Annotated in this window: 21 protein-coding genes and 2 pseudogenes; 7 read left to right on the top strand and 16 right to left on the bottom strand. The window is 46.3% G+C overall.

Annotated elements, in window-relative coordinates:
• Window positions 1-99 precede the first annotated feature (99 nt).
• Window positions 100-1074, top strand: a complete 975-nt coding sequence (locus WFI24_RS19090) for a YndJ family transporter (RefSeq protein ID WP_336763322.1) — start codon at window positions 100-102, stop codon at window positions 1072-1074.
• 91 nt (window positions 1075-1165) lie between these two features.
• Window positions 1166-1618 (top strand): HEAT repeat domain-containing protein, encoded by a 453-nt coding sequence (locus WFI24_RS19095; RefSeq protein ID WP_336763324.1) that lies wholly within the window; start codon window positions 1166-1168, stop codon window positions 1616-1618.
• A gap of 250 nt (window positions 1619-1868) precedes the next feature.
• Here the strand turns inward: WFI24_RS19095 and WFI24_RS19100 are convergent, their stop codons facing one another.
• The 3 genes from WFI24_RS19100 to WFI24_RS19110 form a co-directional block, all read right to left on the bottom strand.
• Entirely contained in the window at window positions 1869-3359 is a 1491-nt protein-coding gene (locus WFI24_RS19100; RefSeq protein ID WP_336763326.1) for an aldehyde dehydrogenase family protein, read from the bottom strand.
• A 28-nt stretch (window positions 3360-3387) separates the two neighbouring features.
• Window positions 3388-4473 (bottom strand): 5-methyltetrahydropteroyltriglutamate--homocysteine S-methyltransferase, encoded by a 1086-nt coding sequence (locus tag WFI24_RS19105; RefSeq protein ID WP_336763327.1) that lies wholly within the window; start codon window positions 4471-4473, stop codon window positions 3388-3390.
• 361 nt (window positions 4474-4834) lie between these two features.
• Window positions 4835-6079, bottom strand: coding sequence for an S-layer homology domain-containing protein (locus WFI24_RS19110; RefSeq protein ID WP_336763328.1), 1245 nt, complete (start codon window positions 6077-6079; stop codon window positions 4835-4837).
• A 229-nt stretch (window positions 6080-6308) separates the two neighbouring features.
• On the opposite strand from WFI24_RS19110, the pseudogene WFI24_RS34535 reads away from it, so the two are divergent.
• The 4 genes and pseudogenes from WFI24_RS34535 to WFI24_RS19120 all read left to right on the top strand — a co-directional run.
• Window positions 6309-6536 (top strand): annotated as a pseudogene (locus WFI24_RS34535) (response regulator); the annotation flags it as partial.
• A pseudogene (locus WFI24_RS34540) lies at window positions 6513-6618 on the top strand (DNA-binding response regulator); the annotation flags it as partial. The pseudogenes WFI24_RS34535 and WFI24_RS34540, both read left to right, overlap by 24 nt.
• The gene (locus WFI24_RS34545; protein ID WP_442956241.1) at window positions 6591-6941 is read left to right on the top strand and encodes a winged helix-turn-helix domain-containing protein; all 351 of its coding nucleotides are present in this window, start codon (window positions 6591-6593) and stop codon (window positions 6939-6941) included. The pseudogene WFI24_RS34540 and the gene WFI24_RS34545, both read left to right, overlap by 28 nt.
• Entirely contained in the window at window positions 6938-8353 is a 1416-nt protein-coding gene (locus tag WFI24_RS19120; protein WP_336763329.1) for a sensor histidine kinase, read from the top strand. Before WFI24_RS34545 ends, WFI24_RS19120 begins: the two co-directional genes overlap by 4 nt.
• 1237 nt (window positions 8354-9590) lie before the next feature.
• On the opposite strand, the gene rlmH is transcribed toward WFI24_RS19120, so the two are convergent.
• The 4 genes from rlmH to WFI24_RS19140 form a co-directional block, all read right to left on the bottom strand.
• Complete coding sequence (rlmH, locus tag WFI24_RS19125; RefSeq protein ID WP_105406444.1) at window positions 9591-10070, bottom strand: 23S rRNA (pseudouridine(1915)-N(3))-methyltransferase RlmH; 480 nt, start codon at window positions 10068-10070, stop codon at window positions 9591-9593.
• Between the two features lie 673 nt (window positions 10071-10743).
• The gene (locus WFI24_RS19130; RefSeq protein WP_017691462.1) at window positions 10744-10911 is read right to left on the bottom strand and encodes a CxxH/CxxC protein; all 168 of its coding nucleotides are present in this window, start codon (window positions 10909-10911) and stop codon (window positions 10744-10746) included.
• Window positions 10912-11147: 236 nt separating this feature from the next.
• Entirely contained in the window at window positions 11148-11675 is a 528-nt protein-coding gene (locus WFI24_RS19135; RefSeq protein WP_336763337.1) for a hypothetical protein, read from the bottom strand.
• A gap of 390 nt (window positions 11676-12065) precedes the next feature.
• A complete protein-coding gene (locus tag WFI24_RS19140) occupies window positions 12066-13343 on the bottom strand; it encodes a S1C family serine protease (RefSeq protein WP_145324956.1) in 1278 nt (425 codons plus the stop codon).
• A gap of 727 nt (window positions 13344-14070) precedes the next feature.
• On the opposite strand from WFI24_RS19140, the gene WFI24_RS19145 reads away from it, so the two are divergent.
• Window positions 14071-14283, top strand: coding sequence for a hypothetical protein (locus WFI24_RS19145; protein WP_036611899.1), 213 nt, complete (start codon window positions 14071-14073; stop codon window positions 14281-14283).
• On the opposite strand, the gene WFI24_RS19150 is transcribed toward WFI24_RS19145, so the two are convergent.
• The 9 genes from WFI24_RS19150 to WFI24_RS19190 all read right to left on the bottom strand — a co-directional run bounded on the left by WFI24_RS19150 (window position 14252) and on the right by WFI24_RS19190 (window position 25561).
• Window positions 14252-15058, bottom strand: coding sequence for an MBL fold metallo-hydrolase (locus WFI24_RS19150; protein WP_145324957.1), 807 nt, complete (start codon window positions 15056-15058; stop codon window positions 14252-14254). The genes WFI24_RS19145 and WFI24_RS19150 overlap by 32 nt on opposite strands.
• 6 nt (window positions 15059-15064) lie before the next feature.
• Window positions 15065-15808, bottom strand: coding sequence for a two-component system regulatory protein YycI (yycI, locus tag WFI24_RS19155; RefSeq protein ID WP_145150815.1), 744 nt, complete (start codon window positions 15806-15808; stop codon window positions 15065-15067).
• A 271-nt stretch (window positions 15809-16079) separates the two neighbouring features.
• Window positions 16080-17360 (bottom strand): YycH family regulatory protein, encoded by a 1281-nt coding sequence (locus WFI24_RS19160; protein WP_336763345.1) that lies wholly within the window; start codon window positions 17358-17360, stop codon window positions 16080-16082.
• A complete protein-coding gene (walK, locus tag WFI24_RS19165) occupies window positions 17344-19194 on the bottom strand; it encodes a cell wall metabolism sensor histidine kinase WalK (RefSeq protein WP_336763347.1) in 1851 nt (616 codons plus the stop codon). The genes WFI24_RS19160 and walK overlap by 17 nt, the downstream gene beginning before the upstream one ends.
• Entirely contained in the window at window positions 19194-19916 is a 723-nt protein-coding gene (yycF, locus tag WFI24_RS19170; protein ID WP_074092884.1) for a response regulator YycF, read from the bottom strand. The genes walK and yycF overlap by 1 nt, the downstream gene beginning before the upstream one ends.
• Window positions 19917-20165: 249 nt before the next feature.
• On the bottom strand, window positions 20166-21698 hold the full coding sequence (locus tag WFI24_RS19175) for a M23 family metallopeptidase (protein ID WP_336763350.1): 1533 nt from the start codon (window positions 21696-21698) through the stop codon (window positions 20166-20168).
• 488 nt (window positions 21699-22186) lie between these two features.
• The gene (locus WFI24_RS19180) at window positions 22187-22996 is read right to left on the bottom strand and encodes an SAM-dependent methyltransferase (RefSeq protein ID WP_336763352.1); all 810 of its coding nucleotides are present in this window, start codon (window positions 22994-22996) and stop codon (window positions 22187-22189) included.
• 292 nt (window positions 22997-23288) lie between these two features.
• Window positions 23289-24050 (bottom strand): hypothetical protein, encoded by a 762-nt coding sequence (locus WFI24_RS19185; RefSeq protein ID WP_336763354.1) that lies wholly within the window; start codon window positions 24048-24050, stop codon window positions 23289-23291.
• Window positions 24051-24274: 224 nt separating this feature from the next.
• Entirely contained in the window at window positions 24275-25561 is a 1287-nt protein-coding gene (locus tag WFI24_RS19190; protein WP_145324963.1) for an adenylosuccinate synthase, read from the bottom strand.
• Between the last annotated feature and the right edge of the window lie 398 nt (window positions 25562-25959).

Raw genomic sequence — 25959 nt, forward strand, 5'->3', positions numbered from 1 at the left:
TTAGACTACTAAAAGAAGAATTGCCGATCTATACTAAAGAATGCAACACAACTGGATACAGGCAGTTATTACGATAAACGTAGTTAGAAAGGAAACCACATGAAAAGTTCCTTGAAGCAACGAATGAAATCATTATTTTTAACAGTGTTTCCTGGTGGAATTATAACCATTCTTATATTTTCCCTTGATTACTTCCAATTCGAACTTGTTGAAAAATTTCTACTTTTTGCGGCTTTTGTCATTGTACCTCTTGTGATTTTACTTTTAAACCATGACGAAAAGAATAAACATCAACGAATGATTTATGCTGCTATGAAATGGCTTCAATTTCCCGCTGCGCTTCTTACCCTGGCCTCGGTAATGAGTAGTAAGATGTGGGGGTTAGAAAGTACGGCAATCCCAGGGATTCTGTCCCTTGGGTGGCTACTGTTCACACTGCTGATTGGCATCTATGGCTTGACCACGATTGTGATCTCTAAAGGAAAGGCAGCGGAAATAGCGATTGGTGCGGGGCTCGTTTATTTTTTTATCGGGGGCATTTGGTTTACCTTATATCAATATCAATTGACCCTCTTCCAAGCTAATCCTGCAACGCACGCGTTAAGCTCGCTCCACTTTCATTTCTCATCTGCGATCGTTCCAATTTTTATTGGTGCACTGGGACGCATCATGACGAAGAAAAGCTGGTATCCCTGGGTTGTTGCCATCGATATCATCGGACCCATATTGATTGCTATTGGTATGATTTTCTCCAAGCCAATTGAATACATTGGTGTCACTTTGTTCGCTTGTAATATTGTGGTTTACACCGCTTATCTCCTAGCTTACTTGAGGAAAAATGCTTTGGATATTAAGGCAGCCTTCTTCTTAGGCCTTTCTTGTCTAGCCTTTTACACGGTTGTTGTCATTTCCATCTTCTATCCGTTACTGAAAAATATGTACTCCTTAACCATACTCGATTTTATTCCCATTTATGGATCTTTGCATGCGTTTGGTTTTGTTTTATGCGGACTGATTGGTTGGGTGTATATGGTGGACTTCATTAAGGAAAAGGCTAACCAATCGGCTTCATAGGAGTAGTTTAGTCAGGTTCGTGCTATAATAGTGATCACATAAATAACATTCATCATTCTGCCGAGATGGCGATGATTAAGGAGATTGAATTTTGACGAACAACCATGATATTGGAGCAGTTAACGAACTACCGGAGAACTTTGAAGAGCTCAAACGAGCGGCTAACCGGACGTCGAGCTGGAGAGAAAGACTGAATGCGGTGAACGAATTGGGGAACTGGAATACAGCTCCTACCATTAAATTGCTGCAGCATGTTTTGAAAAACGATCAAGTGTTTCAAGTGCGCGAAGCCGCATATTTCAAGCTGAAGCAGTTGGATGAAGATGTACAAATGCCTGCCAAAAACAAAGGTGAGCTGTTTAAAGGTACTAACAAAATTTTGTTACGGATTAAAAAAAGCCTTCCTGAAGGTCACACATTCGAGCAATTCAAGGAAAAACTGCAAAAGACACGTCTGGATATTTATGATACTTACGAGGGCGACAAGGATACTGATTTCGATTCCTGGCTCCATGGAATTTGGGAGACACTAGGTAGAAAATAGCCGCCGTTCACCGTAATAGCTGAGTATCAAGCCACTCCATCAATGGAGTGGCTTCTTTATTTTTTCAGCGTCACCTCCATCAGATATGAGTTAATTTTTTCTAAAAAGTTGCTGCGGTCAAACTTATCTGACAAAAAAACGCCCTGCCTACTGATTCTTAAAGATCAGTAAACAAAGCGCAAAGTTAGAGCCTACATTCAACTTTACATGTACATTCCTCGTACGATGTGAAAGTTGTGTGCTATAAGATTTACTCTGGTATATAAGGAAGATCCAGTGTCTTCGGAACGTTGATGACATGTTTTTCTGTATACGTGCGGATGCCTTCGGCGCCGTATTCACGGCCAATACCAGATTGCTTAACCCCACCGAAAGGGAACCGAACGTCGAGACCCTGCACAGCAGCTGTATTGATCATTGTCGTTCCAGCTTCGAGTTGACGTGCGACGGAGATGGCATCCTCTTCTTTCCCCCACACAGAACTCGTCAATCCATATATGCTTTCATTGTGTAGATGAATAACCTGCTCTTCATCGTCAAATGGAAGGATCGGAACCGTAGGACCAAACTGTTCCTCCACTACAATCGGATCATGAACATCGCAACCTAAAACAAGCGTAGGTTGTAGGTAGTAACCTTGGTCAAACAGTTTCTGATCCAGAATTTGGCCGAGAGGAATGACCTTAGCCCCACGATTTTGCGCATCTTCAACCAATCCAAGTACGTAATTTTTCTGCTTCAAATTATTAACCGGACCTATTGTCGTATTTGAATCAAATGGATCGCCAATTCGAATCCAGCGATTTGCCGCCTTTATATATTTTTCCACAAACTCATCATAAATAGAACGGTGTACATACACACGTTTGGCGATCATACAGATCTGTCCTGTTGTCAAAAAATTAGAAATGACAATCCGGCGCATTGCTCGCTCATCATGAACATCAAAGCTTTCCAAGAAGATCGCCGCATCATTACCACCAAGCTCAAGCGTCATATCCTTAATCGTTTCCGAAGCTGATTTGATAATATGCTTAGCAGTCGCGGTTCCACCTGTAAAGGCGATCTTCGTAACATGAGGATTCGTAGTCAGTTCAACGCCCACATCCGCATCACCATGAACGACATTGATTACACCAGCCGGGAACTCACTCGCAATAATCTCTGCCACCTTCGCTGCCGCCAGCGGCGCAAATGGACTGGGTTTAAGCACAATTGTATTGCCCGCAAGTAAGGCAGGAGCGATCTTAATTGTAGATAAAGCAATAGGATAGTTCCATGGACTAATCGCTGCTACCACACCAATTGGATCGTAGGAAAGAATCGTTTTACCATTCTCATGCTCTTTGATCTCTTCCTGTAGAGCCGATTTGGCTTCATTACAAGCAAATTCCATCCACATTAACGAAACATAAATTTCACCGTGTGCATCATACAGGGGCTTGCCATGCTCTCTAGACAGCAAATGTACAATTTCATTCTCAGCTGCTCTAATCTTCTCGATCGCCTTGCGCATCATCATAATGCGTTCATCAAGGGAGGTCTGCTTCCATGTTTTAAAAGCTCCGGCCGCTGCTTCAATCGCTTCAACCGCTTGTTCTTTCGTAGTGACAGGGAAATAGCCTACGATCTCAGCGGGGTTTGTCGGATTCTCTTTTGTTACCTGCGAAAGGGATTTTACATTCTGACCATTAATGAACGCTTCAACTATAATTGTCTCTTGGTCTGCTTGGATTGTCATTTTACATCCCCTCCGTTATTTAAATGGATTAATTCCAAACTTCTTCTGCAATTTCCTTAACGTAACGAAGTTTACGCCATTGTTGTTCTTCCGTTAAAATATTGCCTTCTTCTGTAGAAGAAAAACCACATTGTGGGCTCAAACAAAGTTGCTCAAGTGGTACATAGGTTGCCGCCTCTGCAATCCGAGCTTTAATGTGTTCTTTATCCTCTAACTCGCCTGTTTTCGATGTGAGTAAACCAAGCACGATTTTCAAATCTTTTCGATTCACATACTTTAATGGCTCGAAACCACCTGAGCGCTCATCATCAAATTCTAAAAATAATCCATCTACGTTTAAGCCTCCAAAGATAACTTCAGAAGCGTAATCATAACCACCCGTTGAGAAATAGTTCGATTTATAGTTACCACGACATATATGCATCGTCACAACTAGATCTGCCGGTTTATGAGCCAAAGTTTCGTTAATCATTCTCTGCATCGTTTTCAACTCTTCTGCCGGTTCCAGACCTTTGGCACGCAGCTTATCGTGACCAGCTTCTGAGAATAGGTCTGCCCAAGCGGTATCATCTAATTGCAGATATCGACAACCCGCATCATAGAAAGCTTGAATGGCTTTTTGATATGCCGCAATCGTATCCTGAAGGAATTGCTCCCGGTCGGTATAGATATTGGCGCCATTTTCCAATCGATATAGAAGCATGTTGGGACTTGGAATCGTCTGTTTCGCCACTGCGTCACCTGCATGCTTTTTCAAAAACTCAAAATCCTTAACAAAGGGATGACTCGAGAAATCAACTTTACCAACAACACGAATCCCACCCTTGCGAGTCTGCATGTTATGGAATTTCGGGCCGTCTATTTGCTCATACAACTCTACGCCATCCAAGCCACCCAGAAAATCAAAATGCCACCAGCTTCTGCGGAATTCACCATCCGTAACTGCCAATACGCCATTTTCCTTCTGCTTTTCAATGATTCGAATAATCTCTTTATCTTCCACAGCTCTTAATTTTTCATATGTGATGTTGCCTGATTTATATTGTTCACGTGCCTGACTTAAGTTTGCAGGACGTAGAAAGCTGCCTACATGATCATTACGAAAAGGTATCATAGTTATTTCTCCTTCTAACTTTTTATTCTAATGAGTATAGCATGGTCGAAAGGAATGCTTGTTATATGAAAAAAGCATGGCTGGTCATAGCTTTTAACAATAGCTAGAAGACTCAAAAAGCAAAAAACCACAACCTCATAGGGTAGTGGATTTATAGGGTGGAGCGAAATGCAGTGATCATAATGATAATTTCATTATGTCTATGTTCATCCTTCGATCTCTCAAAGTATTTTATTTTATAATATTACTACTACTTGTGATACGGTTCATTTTATCACTCCAAAAGCGAAAAAAAGAGCACCTACCTGAGCCTGAGTGCCCCTTTGGGACATGAATTTGTATTCGTTCCCTGCATGGAATCTTAGCTTTGATTTGGATTTGTTGGCCCTGGTGTTGGGTCCGTTCCTTGATTTGGATTTGTTGGCCCCGGTGTTGGGTCCGTTCCTTGATTTGGATTTGTTGGCCCCGGCGTTGGGTCCGTTCCTTGATTTGGATTTGTTGGCCCCGGCGTTGGGTCCGTTCCTTGATTTGGATTTGTTGGCCCCGGTGTTGGGTCCGTTCCTTGATTTGAATTTGTTGGCCCCGGTGTTGGTGTTAACTTGACTGGAGGTTCGGTCAACGTAACCGGGATCTTTTTACTTTCACCGTTTTTCACATCATTACCGAATTGTGTCTTCAGGCCGTTAACGGCGATGACTGGTGTCTTGGACATATCTAACTGGAAGCCATCATGCAGCTTGATAATAATCATTTTCTTGTCTTCAGACAGAGCAAAGCTGTCCAACTTCGGATTCAGCGCAACGCTGTTGATCGTAATCTTAGACAGGTCGATAGAGTCAACATCGATCCCCACTGTCAGAGTCAGATGTAGCGTGTTTCCCGCTGCGAAGTCTGCTCCAGACACTTCAAGAGGTTTGGTCTTTTCGAACGTTCTAGCTGTTTCGAAGCCTCCAGTAACAAGCAGCCCGCGACTCGCCTCCTCCTTACCGTCGAATGTACCGTCCGGAGCGTTCTCTAGCAAGCCTAGATCGAGCGCCTTCTGGACATATCCAGCAGCCCAATTGGAGACTCCAACAATTGAAGACGATTCAACTTTCTCCTCCATACCTAATCCTCGAACTAGGAATGTGGCCAATTGCTCCTTATTCACTAAGCCCTCTGGGTTGAACTCTCCATTACCCATACCACTCGTTATTCCCGCCGCTTGGATCGCCTCAATATAAGGCAGCGTAGGATTGTCTACTTTTACGTCACTGAACGACGATTCCCTTGGAGTAGTGTCAACATTCAGGTTAAAAACAAGCGCCGCAACCTTGGCGAATTGGGCCCGATTCATCTCTTCTTTCAATCCGAAAATGTTATCGGAGACACCTTGGAAGATACCTGCTGAAATCATCGCATCGAACTTCGCCTTTGTTGCCGCATCTAAATCTTTTAGATCGATAAAAGCATTGGCATCCGTCGGCCGTTCAAAATAAGAAACATAAAGAGATTGAATAACTTCTGCTTCTGCTTCTGCTTCTGCTTCTGCTTCTGCTGCTTGAACTGGTGTTGCAGACAAACATAAGGCCAATACCATGGAGCTTAATACCACGCGTTTAAACATAACCAATCCTCCTCATCAACATCATTCTTTCTCATCTTATCAAAACACAAATGTACTTTTCTTAATGAATTCTTAATGAATGTTATACAATATATATTTCTCCATTTATTATTGTTATCATTTGATCATCACCAAGATTGGTTTCATGTCACTTACAAAGGAGGAATGATCCACCATTAATCACATTTTAATTGTAGATGATGAACCCGAAATTCGTCAGCTCATTCGGATGCATTTAGAAAAAGTAGAACTGCAAGTCATTGAAGCCAGTTCAGGACGACAAGCGATACAATTATTCAGTAAGTATACGATCGAATTATTGATACTGGACCTCATGATGGATGATGGCAACGGGTTTGAGGTGCTACAGTATTTACGGGAAGCAAAGGCTGAATCGTTGGTAATTGCCCTGAGTGCAAGAAGAGAAGTGCAAGACAAAATCTTGACGCTCGGATTAGGTGCAGATGATTACGTCACTAAGCCTTTTAGCCCAGTGGAATTGGTTGCTCGCGTGCAAGCACAGTTAAGAAGACATCGACCTTCTTCTTATACTGCTAAGCTTCTACGTTTAAATAAATTAGTACTAGATGTAGATAATTATGTTTTGCAAAATGATGGAAATTCATTTCCTTTAACTCCGGTAGAATGCCGACTTCTAGAAATGTTCATGCAAAATCCAGACCGTATTTTAACTAAAAGGGAGATTTATAAGCAGGTGTGGAACCATGAGAACTTTGATGCAAACAATTTAAGTGTTTTTATAAGCAGAATTCGAAGCATTCTTGAACCCACGGGGACCCCCTCTCATTACCTTCACAGCATACGTGGAGTTGGTTATAGATTCTCAGGTGATGGACAATGAAAAGTCGAACAAAGCTTTGGCTACTTATGCTCATTAGTGCAAACGTTAGTATTCTTGTGTTTGCTTCTCTTAGCCTCATTATGGGCAAAATAGGAGATAAGGGTTATAATCTGAACAGCCTGAACGCCATCTCACAAGAAGTCCTTGATCCGATTGCAATGCGTCAAGATTTTCGTATCCAAGACATAACGCAAATACTGGATAATGCTCATAGAAACCACCCTAATATTCGTTATGAATGGATTTCAGCAGATGGATTGACGATTTATGATACCTTCGGAGAAAAGAATACCTATGATTTCGGGCAGCTTGCAAATCGAATGCTCAATATGCCTCAGAACCTATGGGGGGTCGATGAACCGATTACGCTTACTTACTCTATTAGCCATGAGGATCAACCCTATTATCTATTGATGAGCTTATCCAGCCACGACATGAAAAATGGGCAAATTTACTTCTTCATGCGAACTTTTAAAGCCATGTCTACTTTTCTGCTACCGTTAATTGTTGCTTTATTAATTCCCTATCTGCTATCTCTAGGTTTTTTCTCTTCCATGAATAAACGAATTAGTAAGCTTAATCAGGCTATAGGACAGCTTAACCTCCAAAGTGAAATTACTGTACTAGAGGACACGAAAAAGGATGAAATTAGCCTGCTCACTGCGCATTATAATACCATGGCACGCCGTATTCAAAATCAAGGCGAACAAATCAAGCAATTTGACACCAGACGAAATCTGTTACTGTCTAATCTTTCCCATGATCTACGCACCCCTCTAACGATGATTTTAGGCTACGCAGAAACGATTCGTGCTGGATTGTATAAGGATGAGAAGGAGCTACAAGCGAGTGCCAAAGTTCTGCTACAGCGCTCTCGTTACATCGATAAGCTTTTAGATCAATTGTTAGATATTACTCGCCACGATGAGGGGAATTTAAAGCTTCATGTTGAAGTGCATAATGTATCTGAAATGATGCGAAAAATTGCTGCAGACTACCTGATGTTTCTTGAGGGACAGAACTTCACTGTTGAAGTAAATATCCCTGATGAGGATATCCAATCCTGGATTGATACCTCCCTAATCGAACGTGCGCTGCGAAACCTATTGGACAACGCGATTCGCTACGGATCAGAAGGTCATTATCTTGAAATCGGACTTTCGGAAAAGGTTGATACCATACTCATGATGGTTATCGATAAAGGACGCGGCATCTCTTTACAGGATCAAAAGCATGTTTTTGAACGTTTCTACCGTATCGATGGCAGCAGAAAAGGCGAAGGACTCGGCATTGGACTTTCGATTGTCAAGGAAATCACCTCTCTCCATAATGGGTCAATTTCCTTAACGAGTGCTCCCTTTGAAAAAACAGTATTTGAGATTCAACTGCCAAAAATTCAGCGTGAACAGTAGTAACGCTGAATTTTTACCTGCATCCAACCAAGGTACCTAACTCCCCGGAGAGAGTAACTATCCGCGCTCAAAATTTTTCAACTCAAATTTCCATAGGCCTTAAATAACATAAAGAAAGTAATTGCATCTAATGATATCTGATTTATCTTTCAGGAGAAGTTACTGTACGAACGACCACCATGGATAAGCTAACAAATGTCGCCATTTATGCTAGGGTCAGTACCGAGGAGCAAGCAGAGTATGGTTGCTCCATCGGCGCTCAGTTGGATACCCTGCGAAACTACTGTGCTCTTTACAATAAAAAATACTTGGGAGTACGCAGACAGGAGAATTGTCAGCGGAAAAGGAAAAGTTCCGTGCCGAAAAAAACGGTTCGAGGGACAATACCTGCTAACCGGACTCATCCGCTGTCCCGAGCGCGGTTCTGCTATGAGTCGCCAATCGCACAGTCAACAAGATGAAGGATGGTACCACCAAGGTGACTCGTATGTACTCCTGTGGAAGCTTGCTCCCGTAGCAAGGGAAGCTCCGTCTGTCACGCCAATAGCATCCGTAAGTTGGAAGCAGAAAAGGCAGTAACAGACAGGATTCAGAATGTTCTCGCTAAGCCAACCCTTCTGAGGACAATAGTAAAAAGCGTAAACGTATGTAAGGCCGGACGTATCAAACTACTTCAAGACGAGCTGTCCAGTGTGAAGTCCCGAATTACCAAGTTGGAGGAGGGAAATTGAAAGTATCCTTCTCTATACAAGATGGATCAAATGGACCACGATCTGTTCGCCGAACACCTAAAAGACATAAATGGCTGAAGGGGCTTTCTCTGTTTACGAGAAATCCCCTCAACTCAAGCAGAAGTTGAGCATTATTATTGCTCTGGACCGTCCATCTAAAAGCGGATTTGCCTTGTTCCTTATTTCACTTGTAATACTAAAATGATCTGACTCAATGGTTGCCTTTAGCACTTCTACTTCCCAGCTGTTGTTTTTGTCCACTTTCCTCAAATGCTCGGACTTCTGATAGTGAGCCCAATAGTCCTAATAAAATTCAACAAAGTTAGAAAGTCCTACTGATTTCCGCTCTCTCTAAACTGACGTCTGCCATGACACCATCTCTCCTCTACTATTTGCAATTATAGTATCGCTCTAATAATTCTTATCGTTTGATATCACCTAAGCAATGGCATTTCCTCAGGGTGACTTTCCTTACCCTATAAGCGACTAAGACAAAATATTTCGCCCTACTTGTGGTAAGGTTCATTCCGATTAATCTTCACCGCGCGATAAATCTGCTCCACCAATACCAGCCGCATAAGCTGATGCGGCAGGGTCATGCGCCCGAAGCTCAAGCGCTGCTTCGCACGGCGCAATACCTCATCGGAGAGCCCATGGCTTCCTCCGATGACAAACACGACATGGCTCGTCCCATACGTGCCGAGCTTGTCGATCTCCATTGCCAGCTCCTCAGAACTCCAGAGCTGGCCATCCAATGCGAGCGCGACAACATGCGCCTCGCTCTTCACATGCGCGAGGATGCGTTCGCCCTCGCGCTCTTTTACCGCCCGAACCTCAGCTTCGCTCAGGGTATCGGGCGCCTTTTCATCTGCGACTTCGATCATCTGAAACTTGATGTACGGGGCGAGCCGCTTGGCATATTCCTGAATGCCCAGCGTCAAATATTTTTCCTTCAATTTGCCTACGCCAATAATCTGAATAAACATAAAACCCATTCCTCCTAAATTGTCTTGCGAGATATTCTATAAGTAAGATGCTTCATCGCATCGTTCGTTCCAACTGTATTACCTATACTACACATTTCTCCAAATTCTAACGAACTCCACACACCTTAATCAGCTCCATTTCGGCTACTTTAAAATCTAACGAATCTGAAACACGCTATCTCAGTCAAAGCGAGCGTTCCCAACCACTTTTGAGACCTTTTCAGTAATATAACGTGTCTACGATTCGTTAGATTTCAACCAGGCGGTGTTTGCCCCGAATAAGGGTTCTCCGGTTCGTTAGAGCTACTCGGACGGTCCACACCCACGTCCCTGCCACATCGCCGTCACCCAAATTCACTTTCCCATGCCCCAGCGGCTTCCATTTCTATTACCTACAACTTGCAACTTTACTACAACCTAGCTCACTCCCAACTCAAAACTCGGCACCTATCTACCTTAATCTTCTCCTACTCTCCCCTACTCCACCGTCAGCCCCCTACAAGCCTCGCCCAACTCCACACAGCCTACTAACCACGCCAATTCCCCCACAAACACAAAAAGAGCGCTCATCACGCTCTCCTTGGCTTCTTGCTGTGATGTTCATACCGGATGGAAAGTCAGCCAGAAGCGCCACCTATAGTCACGCCTCCGGCCATCTAAGTCCTACAGTACGCTAAACGACGAGGAATTCCGCGTGCTGTTCGCACTCGGCACATTTCGCAGGCGGGTCCCAGTCGGCAAATTCCGTCTCCTTCAGATCAACGATATCTGGAGCGTCCTCATACTCATCGACAAACATGTCGATGGCAATGTCCACGTGTTCTTTGCATACAACGTACATCCGTTAAGCATCCTTTCTGTAACCAGCTATGTTCCCGATTCACAACCGCGTATCCCATTACAGGATAGCCACTTCTCAGTTCTATCACACCTGCCACCGAAAAGAAACCCCCAGCCCTAATTTATCGTGCCCAACCTCCACCAAACCTCTCCATGCGGCAAAAATAAACAACAAAAAACATCCCTTCCGGATACCTCCACGGTACCACGAAAAGAATGCCCCTTAACCCACGCTCTTTAATTCAATCCCGACTGAGCTTTCGTCAACAGCTTGCCACCTTGAAAAGCAATAACAGCATTGGCACCATTGCCAGCTGTACCTTTATAGTTGTACACCACCATATTCTCCGCTTCACTCAGCGCTTCACCTTCGCCACCAAGGATCTCGATAACATCTTCCACCGACATACCAACCTCAAGCTTCTCATACTGGGCAAATGTAATCAGCACCCCGTCGCCTTTCCCGGCAGATCCATTGTTTCCCGAGGCTGCAGGCGTTTGACCACCGGTCTCACCTACGGCAATCACATTCGTACTCAGCTCATTCAACTTGGCCTCAAGCTCTGCGATCTTTTGTTCCTGCTCACTGCTCTTGGCTCCCTGTTCCACCAGTTTTTTCTCCAGGCCAGCAATCTTCTCCTGCAAAGCACTTGTATCTACAGATGCTCCTGTTGTTGTAGCTACCTCGGATCCACAGGCAGACAGCATAAACAGGGACAGCGCCAGGCTCGTTCCCCCAAGCACCTTTTTCCTTAATCGTTTCATTAGAAATACCCCTTCCATTCTGAAATAAAAAATGTGATCGACAAACAGATGTTATTTGTATTAGTGACCGTCTCCAACATATTGACAACAGTTTACCACAGCCCGAGTCTTATGTATCTGCTCCTTTGGCTCCGGGTCTAACTGATCATGAGGAGATATAAATGGTTGATCTACTCATTTACTGTCGAACGAACACGTCCACTCCCTAGTACAGCCAGTGTTAATTCGATGTCCTGACTTATGTAATTACGCCTGCTTCACCTTATACAAACAAACATTATGCATAATGCTGAACCAATAACTAAAAAAGAGTGGTCAGATATCTGATCACTCCTCTAGCATTGCCCTATTACACTCCAAACAACAGCAAAGGCTCCGTTTGAAATTTCCTTATTCCGGCTTATCCGTCAGCTTCACCGATACTTTCTCCGCTTTACCGTCCCGGTAGAAGGTCACTTCAATCGTATCTCCAATCTTCTTCTCATCGTACAGATATTTCCGCAGATCGAGCGTGGAGGTAATTTTTTGCCCGTCAAATTCCGTAATGACATCATTCAGCTTCATGCCGGCTTCGGACGCGGGACCGGATGCTTCCAGCACAACCACGCCGCTGTCCACGTGAGATGGCAACTTCAGATCCTTACGCTGCTCGTCATCCAGTGGTGCATAAGGGTTGCTCAGATCCACCGTGTACACCCCGAGGTAAGGACGAGATACTTTGCCGTTCAAAAGCAGAGAATCGACCGTTCTCATCACTTCGTTCATCGGAATGGCGAAGCCGAGACCTTCAACGCCCGTATCCGAGATCTTCATCGTGTTGATACCGACCACCTTGCCGTTCAAATCAACTAACGCTCCGCCACTATTGCCTTCATTAATCGCCGCATCCGTCTGGATCACGTTTTGCTCCCAGTCGTACACCCCATCCTGATTAATCGATACCGGCAGAATACGATCGGTGTAACTGACAATACCGGATGTCAGCGTACCGCCCAAACCGAGCGGATTTCCGATCGCCAGCACCGTTTGACCGCGCTGAAGTTTGCTGGAATCGCCAATCTCCGCGACTGCTCCCAGCCCTTTATCTTCTGCGGATAGTACCGCAATGTCACTTACCCGGTCTTTACCAACCAGCTTCGCTTTATGTGTCTCCCCATCTACGGTCACAATCTCCAGATCACTCGCGCCCTCCACGACGTGGTGGTTGGTCATGATATAAGCCTTGCCATCTTCCTTCTTAAAAATGACCCCTGAGCCCAGCGCCGAATCTTCCATCGATAGACTGCTACCCGTTTTATGGTTCACAATGCTCACCACGGAAGGACGAACTTGGGCTGCCGCCTGGATAATCCGGTCGTATGGATCAGCTGCCTGTGTGGCCTGCGCACTGCCTCCACCACCGTTGCCTGTAGCATTCGCCAGCGGTAACGATGTGGGCTGTGTGATGAAGCTAAACAGCGTAACGGTCACGATGGAGCTGATCACCGAGCTGATCACAGCAACTTTCACTGTGGAACTGATTCCCGTACGCGATCTGCGCGGATTGCTCCAGCGGTCACGTCCACGTGCTCTGCCTCCAGGGCGGATGATCTGAAGTTTGCCTTTCTGTTCAGGTTCGGCGCGTCTTGATACTTTGGTTGAATAAAAATCGTCTCCAAACAATCCCATCGTGATCCTCTCCCCTTCGTTGTCACGCATCAAGACCCTGACTGCCGCCTAAGTTGTCGCATGGTTCAGCGATGGTGTTCTTACGTTACCTCACTCCAGCCACAGCCGAGCTTTCGATCGCTGTTACTCACAAATTTTTTTATTTCTTTTTCCTAGGTAAAATTTGTTCATAAAGGCGAACGCTACGCTTCTCCAGCCTCGTTCTGTGTCTTTCGTTACGTGCGTACCGTAAATAACCTCTCGTTTTCCCATGCTTTTTTGCAATTTTATAAAATGGTCTTGCATATCGCCGCATCCCGGCATCAAATCAAGATACAGCGTCTATGTACAACAGAACGGACACTCCATTCTGTCAGTGACTCTATCAATCATGCTCTCGCATCCTATGACATGCCATTTCACACGCAAAACAGCCAAAATCACAATGCTCCTCATATACTAAACACGACAAATCTCAAAAAGTTGCATAATTATGAAAATTAACGCAAATTTCCGCTATAACGCGCTTAACAATAAAGGTCCATAGTATCTATCACCACAAAATCAGGTTCGCTAAGCGCCGTTTTTGGCCATTTTGAAGAAACTTTTTCACCCCTGCATGGTCACAGGTTCAGCATACACGCCTTATCACGCAAATTATAGCGGCAAAAAGAGGAATGTTTTCCACCCAGCCTGACTACAATAATAGTAAAAGACAATTCGAAGCTTCATAGAGGAGGATATATACATGGATCGCACGCGTACACTCACAGCCATGGATGAAGTTCATATGGCGGCCAAGCTGGCCGATCTCAAGGAAGAACACTATCGTAATACCCTTGCCCTCAGTACCATTATTGAACTACTTATTGATAAAGGCATCCTGACCCGCGAGGAAGTCGAGCGCAAAGCCGCCGAACTCGACAGCTTTATGGCTCACCCACCCTATCCCATGGCGTAGGACGGTCGTAATACGTATCACAGAGTTTGAACTCGTGATCCCGATAGAAACAACCCCGACTCTCCATCGCGTCACGTACCGACATTTTCGCCAAGTCCATCATATTATGATCTCGGCTGAGATGTGCCAGATACGTGCGCTTGATGCGTCCGTTCATCAGTTCACTAAGCGCTGCGCCTGCTGCTTCGTTCGACAAATGCCCGATGTCGCTCAAAATCCGGCGCTTGGTGTTCCATGGATAACGCCCCATACGCAGCAATTCGACATCATGATTTGCCTCCAGCACCAGTACGTCAGAATCTGCGATTGCATCGCGCACCTTGTCGCTCATGTACCCCAGATCGGTTGCAACAGACAGCTTCTCACTGCCGTCATCGAACGTATAACCTACCGGCTCCGCCGCATCATGCGAGATCCCAAAGGATTCCACACGCAGTGACCCAAAATCATGCTTTTCACCTGTCTCAAATACCCTCCGGTTTTCCTCTGGAATCGCCCCAACCGACTTCTCCAGTGCCGCCCACGTATTCAGATTCGCATAGATTGGTAAATTATATTTCCGAGACATCGCGCCTAGTCCTTTAATGTGATCAGAATGTTCATGTGTAACCAGAATTCCGTCCAGTTCTGCCCCAGAAATCTCCCTTTCCTGAAACAGTGCATCCAATCGCTTCGCACTAAGGCCGGCGTCAATCATGAGAGAAGTGCCCCCATGCTGTATGACTGTGGCATTGCCTGTCGAACCGCTGGATAACACGGTAAAATATATCCCCATAACGCATTACTCCCCTGGTTTGTCTGTCTTGGGACTGAATACATCCCCACTGATGCCCTGCACGTACAACACTTCGCCACTTTCCAGCACGAACCGCCATGCCGGCATCGCTACCTGTATATCTGAATTGAACAACTGGCCGTAATAGCCCAGCTGAATATCTTTGACAATCGCATCATTTGGCAAAAAGTTCTCGATCAGCGTTCCCAGCGCCTTCGACGCCGGAAGTACCTGCTGATCGCTCTCCTCTGCGGTCGTAATCCGCACCGGAGTCTGACGGTAACCCGTTATTTTCTGGTCGCTGTAGAATAGCTCCAGACTCACATTGAAGAGCGGCCATTTGCCATCCACCAGTGGGTGAAGCACAAAAGCTCCATCCTCGGCCATCAGCTGATCCAGCCGGTATGTCCCGATCTGTGGAATCTCACCCTGCAACGCATCTTCCAGCTCGCTCTGCGAGAAGATCAACTTGCTATCTACAGGCTGTTCCAACTCCATATCAACGCCAGCCTTGTCCTCTTCAATGAACTCATAAGACAACTTTGGCAGCTTCGGCGTTTCATTCGGAATCGGAGCCAGTACCTGAATGCCCTTCTCTTCCATCGCCTGCTGTGTGTTATCTGCCAGTGAGGTGAAGTCCAGATTGGCTCCGGCTGTCTCCCTCGCATCCATCCAGATCTGGTATCCCAGCACCAGATTGAGCAGCAGAAAGGCATAGATCAACACATTTTTCGCCCGTCCCCAATCCAAAACATCACCTCCTTCAGTTAACTGGCTGAAACACTTTCTCAAATTGCCTACCCTTCCACCGGAACTAGCCGTTTACTAGCCTTTGAACTTAAAGCTATACGACAACGGAGAGGGCAGAAATAACCTGAAGAAGCGGAGCGTTCGCCTTTACCAACAGATTTCCCCCTTATTAAAGGGAGTTCAAGAAATCTGGGGGTAACAGCGATCGGAAGGTTATTCTGCACGCGTAGTGATAAAGTACAGCTACTCTTTGTTCAATGACTATAACCGATCAAGATACGGTAGTCTCCTCACCATTGCCAAAGCGGATCACCCAGACCGGAATCAGCTTCAGCCCATCCTCAATTGTAGAAGGCCGATACGCCGGGTACACGTCCACCACCTGGCGATTCTCTCCGGCCACCTTTTTTATAAGAGCCTGGAGTTTCTCCCCACCAGGCAATTTGACCGATTTCTTCGTCTCTGCGCCTTCGTTCAGGTATTCCAGCGATCGTTCGTAGCTGGATACCGTCTCCTGCTGCATCTCCATGCTGATCGTTCCGAAGCGGAACTGCATGGAATCCATAATTGGATAGCTGCCGTAGTACTGCTGGAATTCAAGCTGTGTCTTGCTGTCAGCGGTCTCCAGCATCATGCGCGACCTGCCTTTCCAGCCGCCATGCTGGTTCACAAAATCAACCGCAGACAGCGCATCCTTCGCGGGATCAATCTGTCCCGCAGGCGGTGCGGCTGGGTCGGTGTAGCTGATCCAGCGTTGTTCCTGTTTTACCTGCAGACTACGTTTACTGTCCGTATAGATCTCCGACCCGTCTTTTTCCCGTATGTTCCGGGTCATGCTTGGATCGAAGAACAGACTGCGTTGCATCTGCTCAACCGTGAATTGACCTGTCGGCACATCTGCTTCAATCGTCTCCAGAGCTTCCGCCGGGATATAATACCCGCCGTCCATCAGTGTATATGGCGTCCAATTCGTACCGAAGTCGACATGCTGCTGCACGTCCTGTACCGTCAAGTCCGCCTGAGTTGCTTCGTATACCACATCTCCCTTGGCGCTGAAGAACAGCGCATGGGCCTTCGTTTCATTTTTAGCTGTATAGATCGAGATTCGGTTAATGGTCTCCCCTTGGAACAAGGAATCCGTCCCCAGTCTCATCACCCGCTGTAACAATGCTACGGGGATACCTTCCTTGAACGAAAGCTCAAATCCAGGATTCTCCTTGCGAATCTGATTCCAATTCACCGATTGCACACTGCGGCGCTGAAAATCATCGAACGCTCGCCCCTGTAACCGTGAATAGATCAACTGGTAGAACGTATTGCCAGGGTAAAACACCGTATGTTTATCCTCGCCCAGATGAATAATCATCTGATCGGGGAAGATCAACTCTTCAATATTACGTTCCTGACCCATATTTTCCGTCTTCACATAGTTCGTCTCTGACGTCACGATGGAGTCCCCACCTCCGGGCAAACGGTAGATCAGGAAATAACTCTGTACCAGACTGGCTGCGACAAGGGTAGCAAGCACCAGGGATTTAATCCGTTCCTTCACGGTGCTCACCCCCTTCCTCGCGCATCGGCAGCGTGAACGTTACCGTCGTGCCCACGTCCACCTCGGACTCCAGAGAGATGCTGCCATCATGCGCCTTTACAATTTCCCGGGCAATGGACAGTCCCAGCCCTGTACCTCCCATACTACGAGAGCGAGCCTTGTCCACTCGATAAAACCGCTCAAAAATCCGATCCAGATCACGCTGCGGAATCCCCATTCCGGTATCCGATACCGAGATGGCAAGTGCGTGTTCATCACTGCGTCTAGCCGCAATCGTAATGGTGCCGCCTTCCAATGTATATTTCAGCGCATTGGACACGACATTATCCAGCACTTGGTCAATCTGATCACGATCTAGCGGAACAGCCGGAATATCATTCTCCACAGACAGCACAGGCTGAATATCCTTCTGATGCATCTGGAACGAGAAGCGATCCGTCACTTCCTCCAGCATTTCCAGGATGTCTGTTGGCTGTTTCCGCAGCAAAGCCTCTTTCGAATCAAGCCGTGATAAATGTAGCAGATCCGTAACCAGTCGTATCATTCGCTCCGTCTCGTTCTGAATAACACCAACGAAACGACCGGCAAGCTGCGGATCTTCCAGTGCACCGTCATCCAATGCTTCAGCATAGCTCTTGATCGTTGTCAGTGGTGTACGTAGTTCATGGGATACATTGGCTACGAATTCACGCCGGGATGCCTCAAGTTCTTCCTGCTCGGTAACATCCTGAAGTACGGCAATCGTTCCCGTGATCCCCCTCTCACGCCGATGAACAGGTGTGAACGTCATCCGAATGACTACAGGTTCTTCCTGTCCTGCAGGTGCAATCTGAAGCAAAGTTGATCCTGTGAAACCACTCGCGAGGGCTTCTGCATCCTCCGGATCAATACCAAGTAATATCGCGAAGTGTCTTCCTTCAATATCCGCAGGATGCATACCCAGAATGCTGCTGGCACGACGGTTTACGAGAATGACTTTACCGTACTCATCCGTAGCCACTACACCATCACTCATATTGGTCAGAATGGAGGTCAGCTTCTCCTTCTCCTCTTCATTCTGCGATAGCGCATCACGAAGTCTGCTGGTCATATAGTTAAAAGCCCGACTGAGCTGACCAATCTCATCCGTGCCGAATACAGGTGTCTGCTGGTCAAAGTTACCTTCTGCGACCGCTGTCGCTCTCCGCGTCACTTCCTTAATCGGCTGTGTAATCGTATGCGACAGAATCACGCCAAGCACCGCCGTTAACACCAAGGCAATCAGAATGCCGGAGATAAAGATTTTGTTGATTCCTTCCATCGTGGAATACAGCTCGTTCATGGATGCGGCGATGTAGACCGCGCCAATGATTTTGCCGCCGGACAGCACCGGCTTGGCGACGACCTTTTTGCGAACATTATCCTCGTCCACGATATATTCCTCATTGTCCCGAATGCCTTGCAGAGCACGGCTGACAACGGTCTGGGTGTTTTTGCGACCCACATAGTCCGAATGTGAACTTAGCGAGGTCGTGAGTACCTTGCCGCTGGCATCCAGCACCTGAATCTCGGCACCGTTAATGTTGAACAGATTGTTCACCAGCACACGCAGATTTTCCGTTTTGTCCTCGCCAGCCTCTGCTTCTCCACCCGCCATCGTCTCCCCTACGAGAACCGACAGCATTTCCGCACGCGCCTGCAAGTCTTCCGTAAAGTTGCTCGTCAGCGAGTTCTTCATCGCGCTCACAAAATAAACGCCGATCAATTGCATCGCAATCAGAATCAGCAGTACATAGATAATTATCAATTTCGCCTGAATCGTTCGGAAGAACGAGAATCGCGCGAATCGGCCCATTATATCCCCACGCTTTTGGCACTGCGCACGAGATAACCGAGCCCGCGGCGTGTCAGAATCGTTTCCGGTTTGCTCGGATTCTCCTCAATCTTCTCACGCAGACGACGGATCGTGACATCCACGGTACGTACATCGCCGAAATATTCATATCCCCATACCGCCTGCAGTAGATGTTCCCGTGTCATAACCTTGCCGGAATGCTTCGCCATATAATAGAGAAGTTCATATTCACGGTGGGTCAGATCGAGAGGTTCTCCGCCTTTGTAAGCCGTATACATGTCCATATCAAAAGCCAGATCAAACAGTCGCATGACCTGCTTCTCTTCGTCTTCCGGCGCTTCTGCCGTAATGGCAAGCTTTTGCCTTCTGCGCATCTGTGCCTTCACCCGTGCTAGCAGCTCACGCGTACTGAATGGCTTCGTCACGTAATCATCCGCACCCAGTTCCAGTCCAAGCACCTTGTCGATCTCGCCATCTTTGGCGGTAAGCATGATGATCGGCATCTCCAGATGAGCTCGCACCTCACGACAGACATCCATACCGTCCTTGCCCGGGAGCATCAGATCCAGCAGCATCAGATCCGGTTTCTCAGATAACGCCAGTTCAACCGCACGAATGCCATCAAATGCACAGATGACCTCGTACCCCTCTTTTTCCAAATTAAACTTCAGAATGTCCGCGATGGGCTGTTCATCGTCCACCACCAAAATCTTCCCCTGCATCGGCTGAATTCACCCCTATATCCCGCTTAATCCGCGTTAGCGTGTCTATATCTCTCTTTGTATGTTTAGCTCGTAGTAAGTCTCGTTAATTGGTTCTTCAAGTTTGTTGTTTATACTCTCTAGTTTAACATACCTGAAGCACCGTCACATCCCGATCCGGGGCTTGGAAGGTCTTTCATCTGAAAATATTTTACAGCAGCAAAAAACAAGGCCGGCTCATAGCCAACCTTGCTCTCACTTTACCCTATATTAGTTCAAATACGTCATCGGATTCTCGGCTGTGCCGTTCTTCAGGATCTCGAAGTGCAGATGTGTCCCGGTCGAGCGTCCTGTGTTACCCATAACGCCGATGCTCTCCCCTTTTTCAACCACTTGTCCAACCTTCACACCGATACTATCCAGATGACCATACAATGTTTCGTATCCATTACGATGGTTAATAATGATGACATTGCCATAACCACTCTTCTGCCCTGCAAAAATAACCACGCCTTCATCGGCTGACTTCACATCCCGGTTACCTACCAGATCGACCCCTTTGTGCTGACGACCCCAACGCTGTCCGAAGCTGCTACTCATCGTTGCATTCGATACAGGCCAAGCAAATTCACCCGTGCCTTCACCAACGACTTTTGTTCCACTTAGAACGACTTCAGTGACGGCGGCTTTGATCACTTCCTGGCCAAGCCATTCCTCCTGAACAACTTCACCATTTTCCTTTGTTATACGGTATTGCATGCTTTTCAATCCGCTTTGTCCAGGACGCACGACTTTCGTAATTCCTGCTTTCAGTTCGGCACTTTTTCGAACCTCTACTTGCGGTTTAATCTCAATCTGTTCAACCACTTGTTCAACCGATTTAACAGTAACAGCTGGCTTAGGCACGGTCAGGGTCAGTTCGTCTCCAATTTGCAGTGACGTTTCCTTGATGCCCGGATTATTTTTGCGAATCTCACTTTGTGTAGTTTCATACTTGGCAGCGATCGAAGAGATCGTATCTCCTTCATGAACCACATAAGTTACAGGCGCGTCTTTACCAACGGTTAATGCTTTAACCGCCTCGGACACATCCCATATTTTGTTTGGATCAGCCTTCACCACATCCGTCGCTACATCTTCCTTGATGCCTACCGACTTCAGGGTTGTGCTCGTTCCCTCGTCTTTCTTTGAGGAATTAGCCGATACCGACTTCGTCTTCAGCGAACTTCGCACAGCCGATGCCGATATGTATTTGCTTTGCACTTGTTCCAGGATTGCATCCGCTGTTGCCTGATCCTTCACAATGCCAATGACTTCACCGTCTACCTTAAGCTCCACACCTTTGGCGTAAGCAGTCAGCATGTCGCCCAGTTTATCCAGCGTTTCATCACTGTTTACTTCAGGCTTGTATGCTTTTACCGTTTCGGTCGTGATCCCATCCGTGTTCAGTACCATCTCTGCATCCGGATATTTATGTTGATATTCCTCAGTTTTGTCTGTAAACAGTTGTTGTAGTTGTGCTTCATCTGCAATAGTACCAATCTCGCTACCTTTGACCATTACTTTATAGTACGGGACGGTGTTTGCAGTAACATATTGTTTGCCTGCGAATCCGATCGATGCTGCGATAAACACACCGCATGCTGCTGTAATGATCCATTTGCGCGAGGCCAGAACGCGCTTCTTATTCACACTGAAGGTGGACATGCTCATGTTGTTTTTGTCTTCGGCCGTCCGGTGTTCCCCGGATTGTTCGTGTACCCGGTCTTTGCCCGGTTGGCGTATGCCTCTGAAACCTTTCATGATTCTCTCCTTTTCAGCACTTCTCAGTTCGCATTTCTGTCAAGACATCACCCACATCGTGTCTGTCCCATGCTCGTTGATAATTGTATTGGGTGTCCGTAAAATCAGGACTTTAGCTGCGCTCGTAAAAGTGTCAAAATTTTAACCTTTTATCACACCCGTATACTTTAACACAGGTTTTACACTCATTTCAACTCTACACGTCACACCATAAAGCCACGCCCCGCTTGGTTTCCCTGAATTATCCATAAGGTGGCACGGCTGGTCCATCACCCATTATGCCTCAACATCGGCTGTACTATGTACTTTTATTCGCAATTTAAGACTAGGTTCTAAGACCCAGTGAAATATGCTTTATTTTTCATAAAAATACAAATAAAATCCCCTGCCAGATCAACTCTGATAAGGGATTACGTAAACTATCTATTCGTGGTTTATCTTAAACTTGATTTCATCTCATGCCTCAAAAGAAATTAACTTTCAAGTCTCTACTCTTTAACTGCAAGAATTACAAATCGATTTTGCTGTACTTCCCAGAATCCATTTTGCTCCATCTCGATATGAATATCCATCAATCGTTCTCGGAACTGGTCTACCTTGAAATCAGGAACTTGCCACGGGATGGTCTTCAGATAATATACCAGTGCGCCTATATCATAGAACCGCTGTGTAGGGGCTGCTTCGCGTTGCTCTATAATACGGAATCCACACTGTTCCAGCTGAAGAACAGCACGTTCCAGTTCCCATCCAGCGTAGTCCACTGGCATAGGAATGCCAAGCCGATCGTTGATCTCCCGGCAATCTGACCAACCTACTTGTTGGGTTAGAAACAGTCCTCCTGCGGATAGAATCCGCCTAACTTCCTTTTCATCATAGGATTCGTGCCGATTAAGAATCAGACCGAACTCCCCGTCTTCGAAAGGCAGTTGTGAATCATCCGTCACAGGAAATACCTTCACACCGAGCGGCTGCAAACGTTCCTCTGCAATCGGTATATTCGGGAGATATCCTTCCGTCGCACATGTGTACGGAGGAAGCGGAAGTAGTCTGGACAGCATTTCTCCTCCACCAGTTCCCATGTCGAGCATTCGATCTGTCTGATTCAACAATCGGCGCGCCATCGTTCCATAGGACCAAGGCAACATTCCGCTCTGGAGTCTGTCACTCCCGGTTACATAGCTAAAATCCCAACCGCTAAATAGCTGATTGGCCTCTTGCAGACCTTGCTCGAATCTCTCTCTTGCTGCCTCGGTAATCTTTTTTACTGACGATTCTGACTTCGAATGATATAAGTTCATGTTCAATAAAACCTCCAATTAGTGTATTCATAAACCCAGGTACATCGTATCTCTTGTATGCACCCTATGAATGGGGGTCCACGAATTGGACTCGAGGTTTCTGCAATATTGCATAACCGTTTTTATATGTCGTGTTCTTTACCTTTATACTTCATAAGATGTTCCCTCCTAAATAGGTTATACAATTTCCAGTATTTATTTAAATAGATTATATTCAATCGCCATCGACAAGTCCATTACAATATGAATCAGGCGATACCCGTCTATGAGCACGCCTGCTCTACCATCTATCTTATTCTGTCTGCAGTACTTCCATCAGGTTGTCGTACTCTTCACTGGTCAGATACTTCGAGATCACCTGTTCAATCTCACGAAGTTCCTGTTCCGTTAGGCCACCTTCCATCGCACCAGAGATCTGCTGCATTTCTTTCTGCGGCAGTTTGTTCATGAGCAGACTAAAGATCTTCTCCTTCTCTTCTACGGGCAGCTTATCCTTCGCACCTGTGATGTCATCTGGTGATACTACAATGGCATCATTGCCTGAAGAAGCGCCACCGCTGGCGGTTCCGTTTCCTGCAGCTGAGCCACTACCCTCTGCTGTTCCTGAATCGCTCCCTGTGCCTGTATCCGTCCCATTGCCTGCACTTGTGCCTGAGTTTGATCCTACGGTCGTATCTGTACCTGAACCTTCCCCTGTGCCCTCGTTTGAGCCGCTCCCTTGGGACGCATTATTGCCTGCATCTACGCCAGATTGACCGCTCTCCGTTCCATTCCCCATAACTGAAACAGCATCTTCCGGAACCTGCTCTTCGTCCGCCCCTGTCGGCTGATCTGTCGTCCCATTTCCTGATTTGTTCCCTTCACTGGTTTTACCGCCCAAAGCACCCTGGAACATGGCGGTTAGCCCCATGGGTTGACCTTCCCACTGAATATTAAAACTCGCGAGTAGCGATTTCGCATATGACTGTACAATTAATCCAGTCGTGAGCAGTGTCAGTGAACTGACCAGCAACACCGTTAGCATGATTTTGACAAACCACACAAGCAACTTCATTCCGTTCTCTCCCTCCGTTTATCCCACCCATCTAGCATCCGCATGTCGGGGTCTGTGACTCTACTGTTAACCAGTATTGACGGAAATCTCGGGATTATATCCGGAAAACATACAAAAAACCTCCAGTCATTGCTATAAAAGCAACAACTGAAGGCTTTACCTGCCTGAGTCGGCAGTCTATCCTATTTTATAATTCAAGAAATATGATCTCTCTAAGTGTTGAATTATTCGTAGATTGGAAGAACTTGATTCGTTTGCTCACGGTTACGACCAACAGAGAAGATGGCAATTGGAATGCCTGTCAGTTCGGATACGCGTTTTACATAATTTTGTGTGTTCACTGGCAGGTCTTCAAGTTTCTTCGCTCCAGTGATATCTTCGCTCCAGCCTGGCAGCTCTTCGTATACCGCTTCACATTCAGCCAGCATTTTGAGACTTGCCGGGTAGTGTGTAATGATCTCGCCACGGAATTTGTATCCCGTGCAGATTTTTACGGTTTCCAGCCCTGTCATTACGTCCAGAGAGTTCAGGGACAGCCCTGTAATTCCACTGACACGACGCGCGTGACGAACGACAACACTATCGAACCAACCCACACGACGTGGACGTCCAGTTACCGTACCGTACTCATGTCCAGTTTCGCGGATTTGGTCACCGATTGCATCATGCAATTCTGTTGGGAATGGGCCATCTCCTACACGCGTTGTGTAGGCTTTGGCTACACCAATAACTTGCTGGATCCGAGCTGGGCCTACGCCAGAACCGATACATACGCCACCTGCGGACGGATTGGATGATGTAACAAAAGGATAAGTTCCTTGATCAAGGTCCAACATAACGCCTTGTGCACCTTCGAACAATACTTTTTTGTCCTCATCAATATATTCGTTCAAAACAACGGATGTATCACGTACGTACGGACGCAGAATTTCTGCATATCCAAGATAATCTGTCAGAATCTCCTCCACATCAACAGGCTGGCCGCCGTAGACTTGCTCGATGATGCGGTTCTTTTCTTTTACCAGATGGCGCAATTTCAGTTCAAACTCTTCCGCATCCAGCAGGTCAACCATCCGAATACCGATACGAGCTGATTTGTCCATGTAACATGGGCCAATACCCTTGCCAGTCGTACCGATTTTGTTCGGGCCTTTGCTCTCTTCTTCGAGTGCATCCAGTACCATGTGATATGGCAAGATAATATGTGCGCGCTCACTGATGGACAGGTTCTTCGTTGTAAAATCATTGTCATGAATATAGTTAATTTCTTCGATGAGTGCCTTCGGGTTGATAACCATTCCGTTACCAATAACACACGCTTTATCCGTGTAGAAAATCCCTGATGGAATCATCGTCAGTTTATATTTTTTGTTATCAATCAGAATCGTATGACCCGCATTGTTACCACCTTGATAACGAGCCACCACATCAGCGCTCTCCGCCAAATAATCCGTGATTTTACCTTTACCTTCGTCTCCCCATTGCGTTCCCACTACAACTACCGTTGACATAGTTAACATTCCTCCGTGGGTGCCTTGCGCACCTTTGTATTGGTCTGTCCGTCCTCTATCCCGGCAGGCGTGTTACGCAAAAAACCGACTGAGAAGCGTGCTAACGGACAGTAAAAATGTCCTTCCGTTACATTCAAGGGAAGGTTTGCGCTGCTTTAACGCAGCAGTATTAGTGTACCAGTACCCTTTTTCAAAGTCAAATCAAATGGCGAACAATTAGATATAGTACAACCGTAATGTTCGGAATTAACCCATTATTTCGACACAAAAAACCGGAGACTTCAGTCCAAGCTTGCTTGACTGCTATCACCGGTTCAAGGATAACCATTTTAATGTGAATCTATATCTGGTATTTATAAGACCCGTTTGAGTTCAGTTGCTCTAATGGTTGATCTTCG

Origin of the sequence: Paenibacillus sp. USHLN196 (genome assembly GCF_037144955.1) — a bacterium.
Classification (GTDB): domain Bacteria; phylum Bacillota; class Bacilli; order Paenibacillales; family Paenibacillaceae; genus Paenibacillus; species Paenibacillus xylanexedens_C.

Bases quoted from the DNA above. Each gene is read 5' to 3' on its own strand.
- WFI24_RS19090 (WP_336763322.1), top strand. From the start codon at position 100: ATGAAAAGTTCCTTGAAGCAACGAATGAAATCATTATTTTTAACAGTG.
- WFI24_RS19130 (WP_017691462.1), bottom strand. From the start codon at position 10,911: ATGTACGTTGTATGCAAAGAACACGTGGACATTGCCATCGACATGTTT.
- WFI24_RS19135 (WP_336763337.1), bottom strand. From the start codon at position 11,675: ATGAAACGATTAAGGAAAAAGGTGCTTGGGGGAACGAGCCTGGCGCTG.
- WFI24_RS19175 (WP_336763350.1), bottom strand. From the start codon at position 21,698: ATGAAAGGTTTCAGAGGCATACGCCAACCGGGCAAAGACCGGGTACAC.
- rlmH (WP_105406444.1), bottom strand. From the start codon at position 10,070: ATGTTTATTCAGATTATTGGCGTAGGCAAATTGAAGGAAAAATATTTG.
- WFI24_RS19105 (WP_336763327.1), bottom strand. From the start codon at position 4,473: ATGATACCTTTTCGTAATGATCATGTAGGCAGCTTTCTACGTCCTGCA.
- yycF (WP_074092884.1), bottom strand. From the start codon at position 19,916: ATGCAGGGGAAGATTTTGGTGGTGGACGATGAACAGCCCATCGCGGAC.
- WFI24_RS19110 (WP_336763328.1), bottom strand. From the start codon at position 6,079: ATGTTTAAACGCGTGGTATTAAGCTCCATGGTATTGGCCTTATGTTTG.
- WFI24_RS19180 (WP_336763352.1), bottom strand. From the start codon at position 22,996: ATGAACTTATATCATTCGAAGTCAGAATCGTCAGTAAAAAAGATTACC.
- walK (WP_336763347.1), bottom strand. From the start codon at position 19,194: ATGGGCCGATTCGCGCGATTCTCGTTCTTCCGAACGATTCAGGCGAAA.
- WFI24_RS19100 (WP_336763326.1), bottom strand. From the start codon at position 3,359: ATGACAATCCAAGCAGACCAAGAGACAATTATAGTTGAAGCGTTCATT.
- WFI24_RS19120 (WP_336763329.1), top strand. From the start codon at position 6,938: ATGAAAAGTCGAACAAAGCTTTGGCTACTTATGCTCATTAGTGCAAAC.
- WFI24_RS19190 (WP_145324963.1), bottom strand. From the start codon at position 25,561: ATGTCAACGGTAGTTGTAGTGGGAACGCAATGGGGAGACGAAGGTAAA.
- WFI24_RS19145 (WP_036611899.1), top strand. From the start codon at position 14,071: ATGGATCGCACGCGTACACTCACAGCCATGGATGAAGTTCATATGGCG.
- WFI24_RS19140 (WP_145324956.1), bottom strand. From the start codon at position 13,343: ATGGGATTGTTTGGAGACGATTTTTATTCAACCAAAGTATCAAGACGC.
- WFI24_RS19185 (WP_336763354.1), bottom strand. From the start codon at position 24,050: ATGAAGTTGCTTGTGTGGTTTGTCAAAATCATGCTAACGGTGTTGCTG.
- WFI24_RS19150 (WP_145324957.1), bottom strand. From the start codon at position 15,058: ATGGGGATATATTTTACCGTGTTATCCAGCGGTTCGACAGGCAATGCC.